At 50.0% G+C, this 18,109-nt stretch carries 18 protein-coding genes; 8 read left to right on the top strand and 10 right to left on the bottom strand.

What is annotated here, in order from left to right; translation table 11 throughout:
• The first annotated feature begins 16 nt into the window (after positions 1-16).
• Complete coding sequence (locus ACYVJQ_RS14410) at positions 17-454, top strand: STAS/SEC14 domain-containing protein (protein ID WP_460893805.1); 438 nt, start codon at positions 17-19, stop codon at positions 452-454.
• 837 nt (positions 455-1,291) lie between these two features.
• On the opposite strand, the gene ACYVJQ_RS14405 is transcribed toward ACYVJQ_RS14410, so the two are convergent.
• From ACYVJQ_RS14405 to panC, 7 genes are all read right to left on the bottom strand, one after another.
• A complete protein-coding gene (locus ACYVJQ_RS14405; protein ID WP_460893804.1) occupies positions 1,292-2,212 on the bottom strand; it encodes a helix-turn-helix domain-containing protein in 921 nt (306 codons plus the stop codon).
• Between the two features lie 168 nt (positions 2,213-2,380).
• Positions 2,381-3,520: an acyl-CoA dehydrogenase gene (locus ACYVJQ_RS14400; RefSeq protein WP_460893803.1), complete on the bottom strand. Its 1,140-nt coding sequence runs from the start codon at positions 3,518-3,520 to the stop codon at positions 2,381-2,383.
• A gap of 221 nt (positions 3,521-3,741) precedes the next feature.
• The gene (locus ACYVJQ_RS14395; RefSeq protein ID WP_460893802.1) at positions 3,742-4,401 is read right to left on the bottom strand and encodes a zinc metallopeptidase; all 660 of its coding nucleotides are present in this window, start codon (positions 4,399-4,401) and stop codon (positions 3,742-3,744) included.
• Positions 4,402-4,445: 44 nt separating this feature from the next.
• Positions 4,446-4,943 carry a D-glycero-beta-D-manno-heptose 1-phosphate adenylyltransferase gene (gene rfaE2, locus ACYVJQ_RS14390; protein ID WP_460893801.1) on the bottom strand — a complete coding sequence of 166 codons (498 nt, stop codon included), beginning with the start codon at positions 4,941-4,943 and terminating at the stop codon, positions 4,446-4,448.
• A 101-nt stretch (positions 4,944-5,044) separates the two neighbouring features.
• Positions 5,045-6,058 (bottom strand): lysylphosphatidylglycerol synthase transmembrane domain-containing protein, encoded by a 1,014-nt coding sequence (locus ACYVJQ_RS14385; RefSeq protein WP_460893800.1) that lies wholly within the window; start codon positions 6,056-6,058, stop codon positions 5,045-5,047.
• A 14-nt stretch (positions 6,059-6,072) separates the two neighbouring features.
• Complete coding sequence (gene panD, locus ACYVJQ_RS14380; RefSeq protein WP_048922074.1) at positions 6,073-6,420, bottom strand: aspartate 1-decarboxylase; 348 nt, start codon at positions 6,418-6,420, stop codon at positions 6,073-6,075.
• A 101-nt stretch (positions 6,421-6,521) separates the two neighbouring features.
• Positions 6,522-7,361 carry a pantoate--beta-alanine ligase gene (gene panC / locus ACYVJQ_RS14375; protein ID WP_460893799.1) on the bottom strand — a complete coding sequence of 280 codons (840 nt, stop codon included), beginning with the start codon at positions 7,359-7,361 and terminating at the stop codon, positions 6,522-6,524.
• A 142-nt stretch (positions 7,362-7,503) separates the two neighbouring features.
• Between panC and ACYVJQ_RS14370 the strand changes: the two genes are divergently transcribed.
• Genes ACYVJQ_RS14370 through glmS form a run of 3 tightly spaced genes read left to right on the top strand, consistent with a single transcriptional unit; the run spans position 7,504 to position 11,617 of the window.
• Entirely contained in the window at positions 7,504-8,316 is an 813-nt protein-coding gene (locus tag ACYVJQ_RS14370; RefSeq protein WP_460893798.1) for a glycogen/starch synthase, read from the top strand.
• Positions 8,300-9,736: a DUF4270 family protein gene (locus ACYVJQ_RS14365; RefSeq protein ID WP_460893797.1), complete on the top strand. Its 1,437-nt coding sequence runs from the start codon at positions 8,300-8,302 to the stop codon at positions 9,734-9,736. Before ACYVJQ_RS14370 ends, ACYVJQ_RS14365 begins: the two co-directional genes overlap by 17 nt.
• 42 nt (positions 9,737-9,778) lie before the next feature.
• Positions 9,779-11,617 carry a glutamine--fructose-6-phosphate transaminase (isomerizing) gene (gene glmS / locus ACYVJQ_RS14360; RefSeq protein WP_460893796.1) on the top strand — a complete coding sequence of 613 codons (1,839 nt, stop codon included), beginning with the start codon at positions 9,779-9,781 and terminating at the stop codon, positions 11,615-11,617.
• A 111-nt stretch (positions 11,618-11,728) separates the two neighbouring features.
• Here the strand turns inward: glmS and ACYVJQ_RS14355 are convergent, their stop codons facing one another.
• Positions 11,729-12,133 (bottom strand): hypothetical protein, encoded by a 405-nt coding sequence (locus ACYVJQ_RS14355; RefSeq protein WP_460893795.1) that lies wholly within the window; start codon positions 12,131-12,133, stop codon positions 11,729-11,731.
• Positions 12,134-12,182: 49 nt separating this feature from the next.
• Between ACYVJQ_RS14355 and ACYVJQ_RS14350 the strand changes: the two genes are divergently transcribed.
• Positions 12,183-12,566, top strand: a complete 384-nt coding sequence (locus ACYVJQ_RS14350; RefSeq protein ID WP_460893794.1) for a RidA family protein — start codon at positions 12,183-12,185, stop codon at positions 12,564-12,566.
• A gap of 209 nt (positions 12,567-12,775) precedes the next feature.
• On the opposite strand, the gene ACYVJQ_RS14345 is transcribed toward ACYVJQ_RS14350, so the two are convergent.
• Positions 12,776-13,744, bottom strand: a complete 969-nt coding sequence (locus tag ACYVJQ_RS14345) for a YihY/virulence factor BrkB family protein (RefSeq protein WP_460893793.1) — start codon at positions 13,742-13,744, stop codon at positions 12,776-12,778.
• Between the two features lie 209 nt (positions 13,745-13,953).
• On the opposite strand from ACYVJQ_RS14345, the gene gltX reads away from it, so the two are divergent.
• The 3 genes from gltX (at position 13,954) to ACYVJQ_RS14330 (ending at position 16,849) form a co-directional block, all read left to right on the top strand.
• Positions 13,954-15,489 (top strand): glutamate--tRNA ligase, encoded by a 1,536-nt coding sequence (gene gltX / locus ACYVJQ_RS14340; RefSeq protein ID WP_460893792.1) that lies wholly within the window; start codon positions 13,954-13,956, stop codon positions 15,487-15,489.
• Positions 15,490-15,709: 220 nt separating this feature from the next.
• The gene (locus ACYVJQ_RS14335; RefSeq protein ID WP_460893791.1) at positions 15,710-16,072 is read left to right on the top strand and encodes a hypothetical protein; all 363 of its coding nucleotides are present in this window, start codon (positions 15,710-15,712) and stop codon (positions 16,070-16,072) included.
• A 15-nt stretch (positions 16,073-16,087) separates the two neighbouring features.
• On the top strand, positions 16,088-16,849 hold the full coding sequence (locus tag ACYVJQ_RS14330) for a TIGR00266 family protein (RefSeq protein WP_460893790.1): 762 nt from the start codon (positions 16,088-16,090) through the stop codon (positions 16,847-16,849).
• Between the two features lie 431 nt (positions 16,850-17,280).
• Here the strand turns inward: ACYVJQ_RS14330 and ACYVJQ_RS14325 are convergent, their stop codons facing one another.
• The gene (locus ACYVJQ_RS14325) at positions 17,281-17,901 is read right to left on the bottom strand and encodes a c-type cytochrome (RefSeq protein WP_460893789.1); all 621 of its coding nucleotides are present in this window, start codon (positions 17,899-17,901) and stop codon (positions 17,281-17,283) included.
• Positions 17,902-18,109: the final 208 nt, after the last annotated feature.

Raw genomic sequence — 18,109 nt, 5'->3', positions numbered from 1 at the left:
ACCTAAACCCGCCATCATGAAAACTGACCTTATAAATGCTTTTGGGAATGTCTACTTAACCATTACCCTGGATCATGAGAACAGATGGATATTTGCCAAATGGCAAGGCTACTCCACTGAAGACGCCATCAAAACCGGAATAGAAGCCTATACTGAAATTTTAGAGAAAGGAGATTTCCACTCCATTCTGGTAGACACCCGGGAGATGATTGGCTCCTGGAACCATTCCCTTCCCTGGGTCCTAAATGAGTGGGCACCCCAGGCGGCCATTGCCGGCTTACAGTATTACGCCATGGTAGTAAAGCCAGAAACCTTTGCAGAGGCCTCCGCCGATGCCTTCTATGAGCAGGTGCGCTATTTTAAGGCCAAGGTCTTTGAAGACATAGAATCCGCTGAAAACTGGCTACTCCGCAGATCCAGCTGGCTCCAAAGCAGGTCCTTCGGACTGGTGTAAGGCAGAGTTGTTCTTGGCCTAGTCTGCTAGATTTTCAGGACTGCCTTCAGCTCAGGATTGAAATTCTTTTACGGAGGAAATTCTACTGTGAATAAATACAATTGCGTTTTGGGCCTGTTTTCAAAAAAACGGGCTTAAAACGGTTTTTTCTGCAGGAGTGCGTCATCCCCCTACCCCCTTCAAAGGGGGACGAAGAAGAGGGCAATGCGCAGAGCGTATGCGATACGCCCCTACACGCTGATTGGACCATCCTTCTATGCGTGCAAGCTACTTCCGTGCCTTTGTGTTCTTGAGATTACCCTCCATGGGTACTCTCCTGTGTAAACACCCCTCTGCGTTCCCCTCAAGGGGAGAGTCTGCGTTTAGTAAAGGGTATTGGGTATGGTGAGAAGGAAGTGCGTTTTGAGGCTGCTTTTCTAAAAACGTGCCTAAAACGCTATTGTCTTAAAGTAGTCAATTATAGAACTACATTATCAATCGTTCCCTCAGTTCCAGTCTTTACTTCGAGCGCCTCGCTTGTGGCCCTGCAGTATCTATACTAAGGGCAGAAGGCAACTCGGCCGCAAGGGCAGTGCGAGGGGGAAAGACGGGGCCCCGCGGCCGTGAGCGCTCGGAGGGAAACCATGAAACAACCAAGCATAAGGGCTTAAGGCGACAGCAGACGCTACGCTAGAAGGAAGCGGAAATGCGTGCACAAATAAATATCAATTTGGAAAGCAGTCTTGGTCGTTGGCCCTAAGGAACAACGGCAATACAATAACCCAATACAACCACTCTTAAACTCAGAAAGGCCCACTTTGCAGTGGGCCTTTCCTATTCCAATCTTCTTGGTCTGTTTTACACGTTCATAGAAGACTCACGGCGGCGCATTTTACCGGCCGGAATCCCGAACATCATCTTGAAGCGACGGCAGAAATAGGCAGTGTCTTTGTAGCCCACGTCCTTGCCAATTTCCCTGATGCTTTTCTTGGTAGTGCGCAGCAAGAATACGGCACGCTCCATGCGCTGGTATTCAATGTAATCCTGCGGGTTGATACCAGTCAGCATTTTGAAGTACTGGCCTACATAGTCTTCAGAAACGTTGGCTACGTTGCTCAACACTTTGTTAGACAAGTCGCCGCCCAGGTTCTCTTTGATGTAGTTGAACAGGTCAATCAGGCGAGGATCCTTGAAGTACGTGCTGTTGGTGGCCAATTGCTCCACAAACATCTTGTTCTTCAGGATATAGCGGATCAGTTCCACCACCAATTGCTCAGTGTACAGGCTGATGATACGCTCCTTGCCGGGTAGGTCCTGCATGCTCTCCTCCACAATCTTGATCACCAGCGTGGCCAGTTTGTTGCTGGTAATCACAAATGCCGGCACCTCAAGAGAGGTAAAGAAGTTCACAGAGTCAAATACCTTGGCCTCAAAGCTCACAAAGCTATGGCTGTCATCAGCTTCGCCGATGGCATCTAAATCTGTGTTGCTTTTGAAAAACTTGTCTTTGGTAGTGATGTAGTCATCATTGGATATTACCCGGCTTTCTGTATCACCGTAGTAAAGCTTGGTGCTACGTCCACCCGGAATAAACAGGATTTGTCCTTCTTCTGCTACTTGCTTGTCATCACCGTAGGCAATGATGCCATTATGCACTAAAATAAGGTTGTTGCCTACATCATAGTAATTACGAACAGTGAGGGGCTGCTGTAAAACCAGGTTTTTGGCCTTGATGTAGCGCACTTTTAGTGACTCAATAATTTTATTGTAATCTTCCATGTAAGGGCACTAAGTTAAGGGTTGCTGTTTTTGTTGATTTTTTAAGTTGTCTGTCGCGATAAAACTAGTACTTATCTTTTAATTTATCAAACAAAAAACTATTATATTTATAAACCCCCAAACTCTATATACTTAAATACCAACTTACAGCGTTCTATAAACCTCCTTCTATTTTAAGATCTCCCGCGAGATTACTATTTTCTGAATTTCTGACGTTCCCTCGTAGATTTGGGTGATTTTGGCATCGCGCATGAGACGCTCCACATGGTATTCTTTCACAAACCCGTACCCGCCGTGTATCTGAACGGCTTCAATGGTGGTGTCCATGGCTACCTTTGAGGAAAACAGCTTGGCCATAGCCCCAGATTTTGAATAATCCCGGTGTGCGTCCTTATCGGCGGCAGCCTGGAGGCAGAGTAAACGGGCGGCATCTATGTTGGTAGCCATATCAGCCAGCTTAAATTGTATTCCTTGATGTTGTGAGATAGGAACGCCAAACGCCTTCCGCTCTTTAGAATACTTCAAGGCCAGTTCATACGCACCAGAGGCGATGCCCAGCGCTTGTGAGGCAATACCAATGCGGCCGCCATTCAGCGTAGCCATGGCAAACTTGAACCCGAAGCCGTCTTCGCCAATACGGTTCTCTTTAGGCACCTTCACGTCTGTGAACATCAGAGAATGCGTGTCTGAGCCTCTAATGCCCAATTTGTTCTCTTTGGGCCCCACCTCAAAGCCCGGCATGCCTTTCTCCACAATAAGGGCATTAATGCCTCTATGACGAAGCTCTGGGTTGGTTTGCGCAATCACCAGGTATACAGAAGCGGTGCTACCATTGGTGATCCAGTTCTTGGTGCCGTTGAGCAGGTAGTGGTCGCCTTTGTCCTCGGCGGTAGTGCGCTGCATGGTGGCATCTGAACCAGCCTCAGGCTCAGAAAGGCAGAAAGCACCAATGATCTCACCGGATGTTAAACGAGGAAGGTACTTCATCTTTTGCTCCTCGGTGCCGAACTTCTCCAGCCCCCAGCACACCAGGGAGTTGTTCACTGACATCACCACTGAGGCCGAGGCGTCTACCTTAGAGATTTCCTCCATGGCCAGCACGTACGAAACCGTGTCCATTCCGCCGCCGCCGTATTTGGGATCTACCATCATGCCCATGAAACCCAGCTCGCCCATCTTCTTGATCTGCTCTGCCGGAAATTTCTGATGCTCATCGCGCTCAATTACGCCGGGGAGTAATTCTGTTTGGGCAAAGTCCCGGGCAGCTTCCTGTACGGCCAGGTGTTCTTCGGTTAATTTAAAGTCCATATATGCTTTACTAATGAATAGGTACCGGTTTTGGATGAAGAATCAAAAATACTTAAAAATAGTATGATTGCAGCCTATCTAACCTAAAACCTCTTTACAAAACTAACAAATGTTAGCTTTTTATCTAACGGGTTTTCAGCGCCTTGGGCAAAATTATCTGGCATAAAAAAAAGAGGATGGCCAAAGCCACCCTCTTTTACAGTATTTCGCTCTTAAAGTTACTAGTCTCTGCGCCCCAATAACATGGAGGCGTAATAGAGCAGCGTAGCCAAAGAACCTATGGCTGCCACCACGTAGGTCATGGCCGCCCACTTGAGGGCATCTTTGGCCATGGCGTGTTCCTGGGTTGTGACTACGCCTTTGGTATCCATCCAGGCCAGGGCCCGCTTGCTGGCGTCAAACTCCACCGGCAGGGTAATGAAACTGAACAAGGTGGTTAACGCAAACAACGCCACCCCAATGGCCAACGGAATAGGCGTTGACTGAATCATAATCACGCCCAGCAACAGAATCCATTGCATGTACCGGCTGGCCACGCTCAAGGCCGGCACCATAGCCGACCGGAACTTCAGGAACGCATAGGCTTTGGCGTGTTGCACGGCGTGCCCGCACTCGTGGGCAGCCACAGCGGCCGCTGCCGCGCTCCGGCTTTCATAAACGCTCTCGCTCAGGTTCACGGTTTTGTCGGCTGGGTTGTAGTGGTCGGTAAGCCGGCCCGGGGTAGAGATCACGCGCACATCGGTGATGCCGTTGTCTGCTAGCATCATCTCGGCAATCTCGCGGCCGCTCAGGCCAGAGTGGAGTCCCAGCTTGGAGTATTTCTCAAACTTACTTTTCAATGTCCAGCTGACCAGCGCCGAGGCCAGCATCATTGCAATCATTATTATCCAGATACCACCCATGTTTTTGTCTTTTACTTTAAAGGTTAACAGCGTTGCTCACCCAGAATCTTGGCCACCACCTGAGAGGTGGAATAGCCCTTTACCAGCGGAATGGTCTTTACGGCGCCGCCATTAGCCAAAACAACGTCATGCCCCACAATCTTCTCCAGGGTATAATCATCGCCTTTCACCAACACATCTGGCTGCACCGCTTTGATCAATTCCAGCGGGGTTTCCTGGTCAAACAACACTACGGCATCTACAAACCAAAAGGATGCCATAACCCTTATACGTGACATTTCGTCTTGCAACGGCCTGGTGGGTCCTTTTATCCTACTGACAGATTGGTCGGTATTGAGGCCCACCACCAGTTTATCGCCCAGCAAGCGGGCGCGTTCCAGGTAATCTACGTGGCCTATGTGCACAATATCAAAGCAGCCGTTGGTAAACACCACTTTCTGGCCCTGCGCCTTCCACTGCCTCACATTGGTTAAAAGCTGCGGAAGCGAAACGATTTTCTCCTGAGATGGAAGCATAGACATGATAAGAAGGTTGGTTTGGATTCAGGAATAGATGCGCCTGTAAGCAAGGGAAAGGAACTTCCTGTTTTGAGCCTGTTTTACGAAAAACAGGCTCAAAACGCCTAGGCTACCTGTTGGGCCGCCCGGGCTCTGGACTGGCTCAGGCTGGCCACCAGGCTGAAACCGCCCATTATCACCACCAGGATAGCCCCGGTAGTATGGGTAATCAAGGCATAGGCCATGCCGGTATTAATGGGAACGGCGTACAGCAACAGGGCGGTTCTTACCAAAATGTGGTAGACCCCAATCCCTCCCTGTACGGGCGCGGACATGCCTAAGCCACCTACCACCAAAATACCTACGCCGGCCTGCCAGCTAAGGCCTGCCGTGCCCGGCAGCGCGAAGAACGCCAGGTAACTGGTAAGAAAGTAGGTTACCCAGATGAACAGTGTATGGAAGATAAACCAGCCTTTGTGCTCCATATCTTTTATACTGAAGATGCCCAGCCAAAGGCCGCGCACAAACCCGCCTACTTTTTTGAAGATTCTCCGGTGCCGCAGCTTCTCAATATTCTTGTAGATGATCCAGCCCGTGATGGAGGCCGCCAGGATAATGATGAAAGCGAGCAGATAAAGGGTCTGCAGATTTTGCTGCAAACTGAGGTACTTTTCTGAGAAGATATCCAGGAAGAAACGGTGCAACCGGTCAAACTCCAGCAAGAGCGCAAAGCCCATGCAAAGCAGCAGCATCACCAGGTCCAGCACGCGTTCGGTGACCACGGTTCCCAGAGACTCATTCACGGGTACGTCTTCAGAGCGCTTAAGAAAGGTACAGCGCATTACCTCACCGGCCCGCGGCAACACCACGTTGGCCAGGTAGCCTACCATTAAAGCGTGGTAGGTGGGCCAGAGCCGGGGCTTGTAGCCCAAGGGGGCAAACTGCATCCGCCACCTAATGGCGCGGCTTACATAACCCGCCACCGACAGGGCCAGCGTGATCCCAATCCAGAGATAGTTTGCCTGCGCCAGCTCTGCTTTCACCGCCTCAAAGTTGATGCTGCGTAGGGCATAGGCCATTAGAAAAACAGAGATTGCCAGCAGCAGCAGATACTTGAGGACGTTGACCACCTTTTTCATGCGGGAGCCAAGGCTTACACTAAGCGGTTATGCTGGTCAGGGAAAATGACCGTGGGCTCATGTGACCGGGCATCTGCAAAGTTGATGAGGGCATAGGAGATGATGATGATCACGTCGCCTACCTGTACCCGACGGGCCGCCGGACCATTAAGGCAAATCATGCCGCTACCACGCTCACCTTTGATGATATAGGTTTCAAACCGCTCCCCGTTATTCACATTCACAATGGTTACCTTCTCATGCGGCACCATGTTGGCGGCATCCATGAGATCTTCATCAATGGTAATGCTGCCCACGTAATGTAACTCGGCCTGGGTTACTTTGGCCCGGTGTATTTTGGATTTAAGAACTTCAATCTGCATTAAAAACAATCTAAAAACATACAAAGTTATAGATTATTTACGAGACAAACAGGATGATGGCCTTCAGGTACCCATTTGGACAAAGAAGCTTTCTATTTGCGCTAAAGCAGGATATTGTCAATTAACCGTACCTCGCCTAAGAAAGCGGCCAGACAAAGGGCCACCTTTTCAGAGGCTTCTACATGCTCCAGGGGTTGCAGGGTCTGTGCGTTCACCACCTCCAGATATTCCAGGCGTATTTCTGGGAAAGTGGCCAAAAAAGCCTCTGCCTCTGCCTTGGCTTGCGCTACCGGCTGGGTAGCCATTTTCTGCCGCAGCAACTCAAGCGCCTGGTACAGCCGCGGGGCCACGGCCCGTTGCGCTGGGCTAAGCCTCCGGTTTCTGGAGGACATGGCCAGGCCGTCCTGTTCCCGAATGATAGGGAAGCAGATCAGTTCCAGATCAAAGTTCAGGTCAATGACCAACTGCCGGATAATGGCAAACTGCTGCAGGTCTTTCTGCCCAAAAAAGGCCTGGTGCGGCGCCACCAAATGGAACAGTTTGCTTACCACGGTAGCCACCCCGTTGAAGTGGCCCGGCCGGTGCGCTCCTTCCATGACCCGCTCCAAATCCCCAAAGTCAAAGGTGAGCTTGGCCTTATGCTGGTACATCTCATTTGCCAAGGGAGCAAACAGCACGTCACAACCTTCCTGAGCCAGCATCTGGCCATCTTCCTCCAGCAGCCTGGGGTACAGGCGATAATCTTCCGGGTTGTTGAATTGGGCGGGGTTCACAAAGACACTGCACACCACTACATCATTCTGGCTTTTGGCGGCCCTGATCAAGGAAAGGTGCCCTTCATGCAGCGCGCCCATGGTAGGCACAAAGCCAATGGAGCGCCCTTGTCGGCGCAGGGCTTCTGTGTGGTTTCTGATATCTACCAGAGAGGAAAACTGCAACATACTGGGCAGCGGGTTTAAAGTGTTTAGGCAAAAGCCGCCAAAGGTAGGATTTAAATCAAATAAATTGAAAATCAGCCAATAATTGCTTAATTTTGCATCTCGCAATACCTATTGCCTGTTTATTATTTAATTACTCCAACCTATGTCCAAATTGAGAATCTTATACGCGGCCACCGAGATTGATCCCTTCTTGCAAACTACAAAAGTAGCGGAATTCCTGAGGATGTTGCCACAAGCGATGCAAGAGCGTGGGATGGAAGTTCGTATTTTTGTGCCCCGCTTTGGGTTGATCAACGAACGTAAGAACAGATTACATGAGGTTGTTCGTCTGTCTGGTATTAATATTGCCGTGGGCGAAGAGGAGAAACCCTTGATTATCAAGGTAGCTTCTATTCCTAATGCCAAACTACAGGTTTATTTTATTGACAACGAAGACTATTTTCACCGCAAGTCCGTTTTGGTGGACAAAGACAATAAATTCCATGCAGATAATGATGAGCGTGCCATCTTCTTCTGCAAGGGCGTATTAGAGACCGTGAAAAAATTAGGTTGGGCCCCAGACATTGTGCATTGTAACGACTGGATGACCAGCTTAATGCCTTTGTATTTGAAGACCACTTACAAAAATGATCCTATCTTTAAGGCCGCAAAATCAGTTTTCTCAGTTTATAACAGTGAGTTTGCCCACAAGTTTGAGGGAGACCTGTTAGAGAAAGCCAAGATGCTGGACATTGAAGATGAGATGTTGGCGAACCTGCGGGCCGGCGACTTTGGCGCCTTCATTAAGATGGGCATGCAGTACGCAGATACCGTGATCAAGTCTAATGAGGATTTCAGCGATAACCTGAACGCCATGTTTACCGAGTACAACAACACCAAGCAGATCAACACCATCAGTACCGACGAAAACACCTTAGATTCTTATTTTAACTTATATAATGAACTGGCGAATTAGCAAAGCAGCAGCCGCTCTCTTTCTTTCCTCTCTTGTATTTACCGCGTGCGAAGACCCTACGGCCATAGGCTTAGAGCTGCAGGAACCCGGCACCCAGATTGGAACCACCTACTCAGACACGGCTACCGTCAAAGTCTCCACTGTTTTGCTTAATGACTCGGTCATTACCCTGAACTCGGCCCGGGTTCTGGTGGGTACTGCCGCAGACCCTACCTTTGGCTCGCTTACCGCTAAAACCTTCACTGAAATTGGCCTTGCCTCCTCAGATGTTAAGTTTGACGCCAATAACGGGGCCGACTCTCTGGTGCTGCGTCTGGACTATGACTATTTCTTTGGCGATACCACCCAGGCACTTACCTGGAACGTGTACAAGCTAACGGAAGGGTTCATTGACCAACGCACCTACTATACTACTTCTTCGTTGGGTTCCAGCTCAGAAGTATTGGGAACCGTCACGTTTACGCCACGGCCCAAAGGCACGTATGTGACTCTGGGCGCTTCCGGCGATACCCTTACCCGCAACAATCCGTACTTGATCAACATCAAACTGGACAAGGCCCCTGGCCTGCAGTTGGCAAATGCTATTCTGGCCCAGTCTGACAAAGATCCGCTTAAAACGCAGCAAGGCTTTCTGGACAACCTCCTGAAAGGTCTGGTGATTGCCCCGGCCGGTTCACAGACCAATGGCGCTATTCTGGGCATCAACCTGAATGCCGTGAACACGGCCCTTACCCTGTACTATACTTCTACCGCAGATAACAAAGCGAAGCTTTATAGCTTTATCCCCACGTCACGGTACTTCAACCAGATTCAGTCCAGCAGAGCCGGAACGTCTTTGGCTAGCTTAACTACTCATGGCACGTCTATCTCTTCAGGGGCCGCTAACAACCTGGCTTATCTACAGGCAGGCGCGGGTTTGGTTACTAAGATTGACATGCCCTACGTTACCAATTTCAGGACCAAAAACGGCGTTAGCAAAGACCTGGCCGTGAACAAGGCTGAACTGGTGATTCCTATTCTGGAGTCTTCCGTGGCCAACGGGAATGATTCTTTGAAACTTCCTGCTATTACTACCGTATTGGAATCCACTCTCAATGGGCGCATCTCCCGCACGGCCGCAGGTGTACCTAATGCGTTGGCGGGTGAAGGCACAGGTGCTGAGGCCAGACTGGAATATAGGGGCAAAGGGAAAGGGTACAACTACGTGGTGAATATCACCAGCTATATGCAAAGCCTGCTGTACAACAGAAAGACCAATAACGGCTTGATTATTTATCCTTCTAATATCAGCGCCTCTACCTCTACGCCTACCAATTTCGCGCAGACGGTAAACCGCGCCATTATTGAGGCCAACCAAAACAGCACCAATCCTGCTGCCCGTAAGGTAAAGCTTAGAATTTTCTATTCTACAGCCCAATAGTGCATTTTATAAAAACCTAAGTAACCAGACCAATCTTATACTATGTGTGGAATAGTAGCGTACGTTGGGCAGCGTGAGGCATGCCCTATCATTTTGAAAGGCTTAAAACGGTTAGAGTATCGGGGCTATGATAGTGCCGGTGTTGCCTTGTTAAGCGAAGGAGAATTAAAGGTTTTCAAGAAAAAAGGGAAAGTTGCTGATTTAGAAGCTTTCATAGGTGAACGTAACACCAGCAGCCATATTGGTATTGGCCACACCCGTTGGGCCACCCACGGTGAGCCAAATGACGCCAACGCCCACCCCCATTATTCCAGCTCTAAAAAGATCGCCATTATTCACAATGGTATCATTGAGAACTACGCTTCTCTTAAGAAGCACTTAATCAACAAAGGCTACGAGTTCCACAGTGACACAGACTCTGAGGTGTTTGTGAACCTGATTGAGGACATTAGAGAGAACAGCAAGGTTTCTTTGCCTGAGGCGGTTCGTCTGGCCTTGCATGAGGTAGTAGGCGCTTACGCTATTGTGGTGATCTCCCATGATTCGCCTACCCAATTGGTAGCCGCCCGTAAAGGTAGCCCGCTGGTGATTGGCGTGGGCAAAGGCGAGTTCTTTCTGGCCTCAGATGCCACTCCTATCATTGAATACACCAATGAGGTAGTCTACCTGAATGACTTTGAAATTGCCGTGATCAAGGACGGCGTTCTGGATATCCGGACCAAAGAAGACGTGGTGCAGACCCCTTACATCCAGACCCTGGAGATGGAGTTGGAGTCTATTGAGAAGGGCGGTTACCCGCACTTCATGCTGAAGGAGATCTTTGAGCAGCCCCGTTCTATCCTGGACAGCATGCGCGGCCGTTTAGTAGCCGAGAACACGCAACTGACCATGTCAAGCATCCGGGAATATGCTACCCGCTTCAAGAACGCAGACCGTATCATTATTGTGGCCTGCGGTACATCATGGCACGCTGGCCTGGTGGCCGAGTACATGATTGAGGAGTTTGCCCGCATCCCGGTGGAGGTAGAATATGCCTCTGAGTTCCGGTACCGGAACCCGGTGATCAGAGAGGGAGACATTGTAGTGGCTATTTCACAGTCTGGTGAAACGGCAGATACCTTGGCGGCCCTGGAGCTGGCGAAGTCTAAAGGCGCCATGATCTTTGGCGTATGTAACGTAGTAGGTTCTTCTATTGCCCGCGCCACAGACGCCGGTGCCTACACGCACGCCGGCCCTGAAATTGGGGTAGCCTCTACCAAAGCGTTCACCGCCCAAGTAACGGTTCTTTCCCTTATTGCCATGATGCTGGCTGAAATGCGCGGCACGATGGAAACCTCTGCCCTTCGTCAGTTAATGATGGAAATGGAGCAGATTCCGGCTAAAGTAGAGAAAGCGCTGCAGCTTGATAAAGAAATCCAGGCTATCTCTGAGATCTTCAAAGACGCGGCTAATTTCATCTACCTGGGCCGTGGTTTCAACTTCCCGGTAGCCCTGGAAGGCGCGCTTAAACTGAAAGAGATCTCTTACATTCACGCAGAAGGTTACCCGGCGGCAGAAATGAAGCACGGCCCTATAGCCCTGATTGATGAGAACATGCCAGTGGTGGTAATTGCCACCAAAGACAGCTCTTATGAGAAGATTGTTTCTAACGTGCAGGAGGTTAGGGCCCGTAAAGGACGCGTGATTGCCATTGTTACCGAAGGAGACACCGTGATCCCGCAGATGGCCGAGTTCGTGATTGAGGTGCCTGCCGCCCATGAAGCGTTAATGCCGCTTATCTCTGTGATTCCGTTGCAGTTGCTGAGCTACCACATTGCCGTAATGCGCGGCTGTAACGTAGACCAGCCACGTAACCTGGCAAAATCTGTAACGGTTGAATAAGCTATTTTACACATACATTAAAAAGGGAAGCCAAATGGCTTCCCTTTTGTTTTGAGGCTATTTTTGAAAAAGTAGGCTTAAAACGAAAAAAGGCCTTATCAAGGCTACCTCTTATTTGATCTCATATAAGGTGGCCAGAAAGACGCAGGCTTTGTCTACGGCCCTGCGGGAGCTTTCCTGCAGAATACTTACTTCCAAGACCTCACGTTCAAAATTAGCGGAAGACGGGTGCAGACCCACCAGGTGGAAATTAAGGGGCAAATAATCAGCGGCCAGGGCTTCCAACTCAAAGCCTGAGGCATTGCAGAAGACCAACAATTTGTCGGCTTTTCCTTCATTCTTGTATTGTTCTATACGCCAGGGCTGCTCATGCAGGAGTAGGTCAAACACCAGGTCTGCTTGGGGCAACCAAAGAGCTAGTTCCTCGGGGTTCTGCAGGTGCAGATAGGCACGGTTGTAAAAACGTAATCCAAACTCCGCTTCCTGCTCCGGCGTGGCCAAAACCAATGTATTCATAATTCAGTACCTTTAACGCATAAAGATAACGATTAAACTACATCTCCTTATGGCAACCAACCTTATAGAAAGCAAACTAGCCCCGGCCCCTATTGGCCCTTACAGCCAGGCCGTGATGGCGGGTAACACCCTCTACGTATCTGGCCAGATTCCTTTGGACCAAGCTACTGGCAACTTAGTACAAGGTGATATTCAGTCAGAGACGCACCAGGTTATGAAGAACCTGCAGTACATACTGGAGGAAGCCGGCATGGATTTCAGCCACGTGGTGAAGTGCAGCATCTTTGTGAAAGACCTGGGTAACTTTGGGGCCATCAATGAAACCTACGGCAGCTACTTCACCAACAACCCGCCGGCCCGCGAAACCGTGGAAGTAAGCCGGCTACCCAAAGACGTGAACGTGGAGATTTCCTGTATTGCCGTGAAATGGTAAGATTCTAATGTGCTAATTCTGTAAGGTGCTAATGTGCTAAAGGAAATTAGCCGGAACAGTTTCCTGAGAGAATGGCACATTGGTAATACTCCTGTTTTAGGCCTGTTTTTAGAAAAACAGGCCTAAAACGTTTTTAATGAATAGGTAATTGAAGATGCTACTTCCACTAAGGTATAGCACATCAGCACCTTACAGAATTAGCACATTGATTATTCTTCTTCCCCTTTCGCTTTTGCCTCATTTGGCCCGGGTTCGGCGTTGACGGGGGTGCGGCCTACTTCAACTTCATGGTTTTCTACCCGCACGGCAAAGGTAGACGGGTAAATATCGGCGCCATAGCGACGAGCGTAGACCAGTGTGAACTGGGCGCCCAAAAAGATGATCTGCGAGGTATAGAACACCCACACCAGCACCACAATCACAGAACCCGCCGCACCATAGATACTGGAAAAGTCACTGTTCCCCAGGTACAGCCCAATAACTGACTTACCCAGCGCGAAGAGCAAGGCCGTCACCAAAGAGCCCACCCACACGTCTTTCCACTTGATTTTAGCGTCTGGCAGAAACTTGTAAATAAGGGCGAATAAAAAGGTAACGACGCCCATGGACACCAGAAAATTGGTTATCTGCGTGATCTGCAACATAGAAGGGTCTACCTTTTTGGCCAGGTAGGAGGTAATCACGACCAAGACAGCGTTCACAATCAAGCTCACCAGTAACAGGAACACAATCCCCAGAATCAGGGCAAAGGAAAGCAACCGGTCCAGCAGAATCTTAAGGTATTCGTTCTTGGGCTTCGGCTTTACGCCCCAAATCTGGTTGAGGGATTCCTGCAAAGACACGAACACCCCGGTTGCTCCCACCAGCAGCGTCACCACCCCCACAATAGTAGCCAAGGTAAAGTCGGCGGACTGATGGATGCTCTCCACCATCTCCTGGATGCTGGCCGCGCTCTTAGCCCCTAATAGGCCCCGCAACTGGGTATAAACTTCCCCCTGCACCGCCTCGCGCCCAAAAACGGCCCCGGCGGTGTTGATCATGATAATGAGAATAGGCGGCAGCGCGAAGATGGTATAATAGGCCAGCGCCGCCCCTTTCTGGAAGGAGTTGTTGTCCAGGAAGTCAAACCAGACTTCTTTGATGATACACCAGCCTTCAACAAATATTTTCTTAAACATAGACCTGGTTTTTCCCTTCATACGCACCTTACACGGTAGGTTTACAATCTTCCGGAAAGGTAACCTTATTTAATTGGTAGAAGGCTGCTTTCCGCAACCCAGGCTTATCCTTTAAGATAACCTGACAGAACTGCAACGTTTTACAGGTAAAAGCTTTAATGAAGCCTTGAAAAACTGTACTTTTGCACCCTGTTTAACATAGGATGACCATGGAAAGAGAAGTACGTGTACGCTTTGCCCCCAGCCCCACCGGGCCTTTGCACATTGGCGGGGTACGCACAGCCTTATATAATTACCTTTTTGCCAAAAAAATGGGCGGCAAGATGTTGCTGCGCATTGAAGATACAGATCAAAACCGCTTCGTGCCCGGCGCTGAGCAATACATTTTTGACTCTCTGGAGTGGTGCGGCATCCAATTGGATGAAAGCCCTATCCACGGTGGTCCGCACGCCCCTTACCGCCAGTCTGAGCGCAAGCCCATGTACATGGAGTATGCCCTGCAGCTGGTGAATGCCGGCCATGCCTACTACGCTTTTGATACCGCCGAGGAACTGGAAGCCATGCGCGAGCGCCTGAAAGCCGCCAAGGTAGCTACCCCGCAATACAACGCCATTACCCGCGCCACCATGAAGAACTCCCTCACCCTGCCCGAGGATGAGGTGAAGCGCCGGTTAGAAAGTGGTGACCCGTACGTGATCCGGTTGAAAGTGCCGCGTAAAGAAGAGATCCGCCTTAAAGACATGATCAGAGGCTGGGTGATGGTACATTCTTCGGCCATTGATGACAAGGTTTTGATGAAATCAGACGGCATGCCTACCTACCACCTGGCCAATATTGTGGATGACCATTTAATGGAAATCACCCACGTGATCAGAGGTGAGGAATGGTTGCCTAGCGCACCGCTGCACGTGCTGCTGTACCGCTATTTTGGTTGGGAAGATACCATGCCTGAGTTTGCCCACTTGCCTTTATTGCTGAAGCCTGATGGCAACGGCAAATTGAGCAAGCGCGACGGCGATAAACTGGGTTTCCCAGTGTTCCCGCTGAACTGGGTAGACCCCGTCACCGGCGAGCAGTCCAGTGGTTACCGTGAGGCCGGCTACCTGCCAGAGGCCTTCGTGAACTTCCTGGCGTTCCTGGGCTGGAACCCCGGCACGCAGCAAGAGCTCTTTACCCTGGACGAACTGATTGAAGCCTTCAGCATTGAGCGCATTGGTAAGTCAGGAACCCGTTTTGACATTCAGAAAGCCCGCTGGTACAATGAGCAGTACCTGCGCGCCAAACCAGACGCCGAACTAGCCCAGTATTTATTGGCCGCCTTGCCGCAAGGCATTAGCTGCTCAGAAGACCGCGCCGAGAAAATTGTGGGTCTCATGAAAGAGCGCGTGACCTATCCGCAGGATTTCTGGAAAGAGGCCGTATACTTCTTTGAAGCCCCTACCCAATACAATGAGCAGGTTGCGGCCAAGAAATGGTCTGCCGCCGGTGCGGGTGCCTTTGAGCAGTTCAAGAACGAGCTGGCCACCTTGCCAGACTTCAACGCTGAAACCGTTAAGGCTCTGTTATTACAGGTACTGGAGCGCAACGGCCTAAAGATTGGACAGGTAATGCAGGCCCTCAGAATTGCCCTTACCGGCGTTGAGGCTGGCCCAGACCTGATGGCAATCATTGAGATCATTGGCCGGGAGGAAACTGAGCTCCGCATTGAGGCTGCTTTGAGCAAGCTGGCGCAGTACGCCGTATAACCCATTGCTTCTGTTTTGGGCCTGTTTTTGGTAAAACGGGCCTAAAACAGGAGTTCTTCTTTTTAAGGGATAAACCTCCTTCATAAATCAGCGCCCGGCGTTTGGTTATGAGGGAGGTTTCTTTTTAATTCGTTTATCCTTCTTCTTAATTTCCCGTTTGTAGTAGAACAAGCAAAACCGGGTGGCTTGCCGCGCAGGTCTCCCCTAACCCGACACTACTATGGCAAAGAAGAAGTCTGACAACGGCAAAAAAGAAAATAAGGCAGAGAAAAAAGCGAAGGTACACCCAGAGCTGGAAGGTTTTGAGATTAAGATCAACCCCCTGGGCGATATCACCTCTAATTTCAACATTGACCAGCTTAACTCTTTCCTGGACCGCAACGTGAGCGATAAAAAGCTGGTAGGCGACCAGGGCAAGAAACGGGACCAGGAGGAAGAGGAGTACCCCATTGAGGAAACCGTGGAGGAGGAAGAGAACGAGGAAGATTTCTTTAAGGGAAGCACTGCCTTAGGTGATGAAGACGTAGACGACATTGCCGGCAAAGACCAGAAACCCACCGGCGACAAGCCGAAAAAGAAATAACCCTTTACACCCTTTATGAGATCTCACGAAATAGATTACCGCATTCACGGCGCTGACATTCAGGTGCTGGAAATTGAGCTTGACCCCCAGGAAACCGTCATTGCTGAAGCCGGCGCCATGGTGTTCATGGAAGACGGCGTGCAGTTTGAAACCAAGATGGGCGACGGCTCTAACCCGGCCCAAGGCTTTCTGGGCAAGCTGGTACAAATGGGCAGCCGCGCCATTACTGGTGAGTCATTGTTCATGACCCACTTCACGCACCGCGGGTACGGCAAAGCTAAAGTAGGCTTCTCGGCGCCCTACCCCGGCACCATTGTGCCCTTAGATCTCACCCAATTCCCCAATGGGCTTATTGTGCAGAAAGACGGGTTTCTGGCGGCTGCGCTGGGTACCAAGATTGCCATGCACTTTAACCAACGGCTGGGCGCGGGCTTCTTCGGGGGTGAAGGCTTTATCATGCAGCGCCTGCAGGGCGATGGCCTGGCCTTTATCCATGCCGGCGGCACCGTGATTGAGCGGCACCTGCACAACGAGACCCTGCGCGTAGATACCGGTTGCGTGGTGGCCTATGAGAACGGGATTGATTTTGACATACAGCGCGCCGGTGGCCTGCGTTCCATGGTATTCGGTGGGGAAGGCCTTTTCCTGGCCACCCTCAGAGGCACCGGCCGCGTCTGGATTCAGTCTATGCCAGTAAAGAAACTCATTCAGGCCCTTATGCCCCACGGCGGAAACGCCAACAAAGAAGGCGGCCTTCTGAGCAGCTTCCTGGAGTAAGTTTTGGTTTAACTCAGTTATACCTCATTTATAGTTATGGAAATTGGGCAGAGATTCTCGCTGCAAACTTTTAACGGGTCCTTAACCCCTCCTAAAGAATACTATGAAAATGAGAACTATTGGATATTAATAAAAGAGCTAGGGACTATCATTAGCCTTCCAGGTGATTTAGGCTTCCCAAATAAAAATAGAGTCTTATTTCAATTTGACTGCGATGTAAAATCTCATGGGCTTGAATGCCATAATGAGAAACCTAACGCTCTTTGGATATTAAAGACGGACCTTAAAGAAATTAAGTAAACCATCGTCCAAGAAAGTACTTTTATTATCCAGGCTGCTGCCTGCAGATAAGGCATTCTAAAAAAACAGGAGCCCGGCTTGGTATAGTCGGGCTCCTGTTTTTAGATGGTCTTTGATAAACTCTCTTCCTGCTAGGCTGCTGGCGGAATTGGGGCCGGCACTACATTCTTAATGGGCTTAAGAGACTTCAGATAGGCGAAGATAGCTTCCAGATCTTGGTCAGTCATGTTGCGGTAATTGCGCCAGGGCATAGGTGGAAGCAAGGTTCTGCCATTCTCCATGCCTTTGTACTTCCCTTTTCTAATAGCGGTCTTAAAGTTATCTATGGTCCAATTCCCTAGGCCGGTGGCGTCTGGGGTAAGATTAGCCGCAAATGACGTACCCCAGGGACCTACCCCCACGGTATTGTCCATGGAGAAAAGATGCCACCCACTATTCGCGGCACCGGCAAGTACCGGCGGAACCTTGTCTGAGGCTGGGTGACCCGACAGCAACCGGCTAGGGTCTGGCGTCATAGGCGGAACCTTGTCTGAAGGGGTCAACTTAGGCGAATGACAATCATTGCAGGAACCCACAGCGACCAGGTATTTGCCCCTTTCTACCAGGTCCTCCTGGCTAAGGGCTGCGGGTTGAGTAGAGGTTTGGTTCAGATCACTGGTAGTGCCAGCATCTGCAGTGGTCCCTTCCTGGGTTTTATTTTCGCAGCTATAAAGCACCGCGGCAGCGCACAAGAGGGTCAGAATTTTTTTCATGGCTTTTAGGAGGTTATGGTTGAAAAAATGAAGGACTGCAGCCACAGGTGGAAACTCCCTCATGAAAGTTTCCAAAAAATATTCTCCCTAATGCAACAGGGATAAAATGGGTGGGGGAAATTCAAAAAGCTATCTGGCTGCTAGGTACCTAGTCAATGGTTCCAGCTATACTTCCAATGAAGCGATATACCTTCTGCAAGCATGCGCC

The sequence above is a fragment of the Rufibacter soli genome (genome assembly GCF_054781795.1).
The sequence above is the reverse complement of the archived record's forward strand: the minus strand, read 5'-3'. Positions and strand labels throughout refer to the sequence as shown.

Bases quoted from the DNA above. Each gene is read 5' to 3' on its own strand.
- panD (WP_048922074.1), bottom strand. From the start codon at position 6,420: ATGCAGATTGAAGTTCTTAAATCCAAAATACACCGGGCCAAAGTAACC.
- panC (WP_460893799.1), bottom strand. From the start codon at position 7,361: ATGTTGCAGTTTTCCTCTCTGGTAGATATCAGAAACCACACAGAAGCC.
- ACYVJQ_RS14335 (WP_460893791.1), top strand. From the start codon at position 15,710: ATGGCAAAGAAGAAGTCTGACAACGGCAAAAAAGAAAATAAGGCAGAG.
- glmS (WP_460893796.1), top strand. From the start codon at position 9,779: ATGTGTGGAATAGTAGCGTACGTTGGGCAGCGTGAGGCATGCCCTATC.
- ACYVJQ_RS14350 (WP_460893794.1), top strand. From the start codon at position 12,183: ATGGCAACCAACCTTATAGAAAGCAAACTAGCCCCGGCCCCTATTGGC.
- gltX (WP_460893792.1), top strand. From the start codon at position 13,954: ATGGAAAGAGAAGTACGTGTACGCTTTGCCCCCAGCCCCACCGGGCCT.
- ACYVJQ_RS14345 (WP_460893793.1), bottom strand. From the start codon at position 13,744: ATGTTTAAGAAAATATTTGTTGAAGGCTGGTGTATCATCAAAGAAGTC.
- ACYVJQ_RS14385 (WP_460893800.1), bottom strand. From the start codon at position 6,058: ATGAAAAAGGTGGTCAACGTCCTCAAGTATCTGCTGCTGCTGGCAATC.
- ACYVJQ_RS14325 (WP_460893789.1), bottom strand. From the start codon at position 17,901: ATGAAAAAAATTCTGACCCTCTTGTGCGCTGCCGCGGTGCTTTATAGC.
- ACYVJQ_RS14395 (WP_460893802.1), bottom strand. From the start codon at position 4,401: ATGATTGCAATGATGCTGGCCTCGGCGCTGGTCAGCTGGACATTGAAA.
- ACYVJQ_RS14410 (WP_460893805.1), top strand. From the start codon at position 17: ATGAAAACTGACCTTATAAATGCTTTTGGGAATGTCTACTTAACCATT.
- ACYVJQ_RS14355 (WP_460893795.1), bottom strand. From the start codon at position 12,133: ATGAATACATTGGTTTTGGCCACGCCGGAGCAGGAAGCGGAGTTTGGA.
- ACYVJQ_RS14330 (WP_460893790.1), top strand. From the start codon at position 16,088: ATGAGATCTCACGAAATAGATTACCGCATTCACGGCGCTGACATTCAG.
- ACYVJQ_RS14370 (WP_460893798.1), top strand. From the start codon at position 7,504: ATGTCCAAATTGAGAATCTTATACGCGGCCACCGAGATTGATCCCTTC.
- ACYVJQ_RS14405 (WP_460893804.1), bottom strand. From the start codon at position 2,212: ATGGAAGATTACAATAAAATTATTGAGTCACTAAAAGTGCGCTACATC.
- ACYVJQ_RS14365 (WP_460893797.1), top strand. From the start codon at position 8,300: ATGAACTGGCGAATTAGCAAAGCAGCAGCCGCTCTCTTTCTTTCCTCT.
- rfaE2 (WP_460893801.1), bottom strand. From the start codon at position 4,943: ATGTCTATGCTTCCATCTCAGGAGAAAATCGTTTCGCTTCCGCAGCTT.
- ACYVJQ_RS14400 (WP_460893803.1), bottom strand. From the start codon at position 3,520: ATGGACTTTAAATTAACCGAAGAACACCTGGCCGTACAGGAAGCTGCC.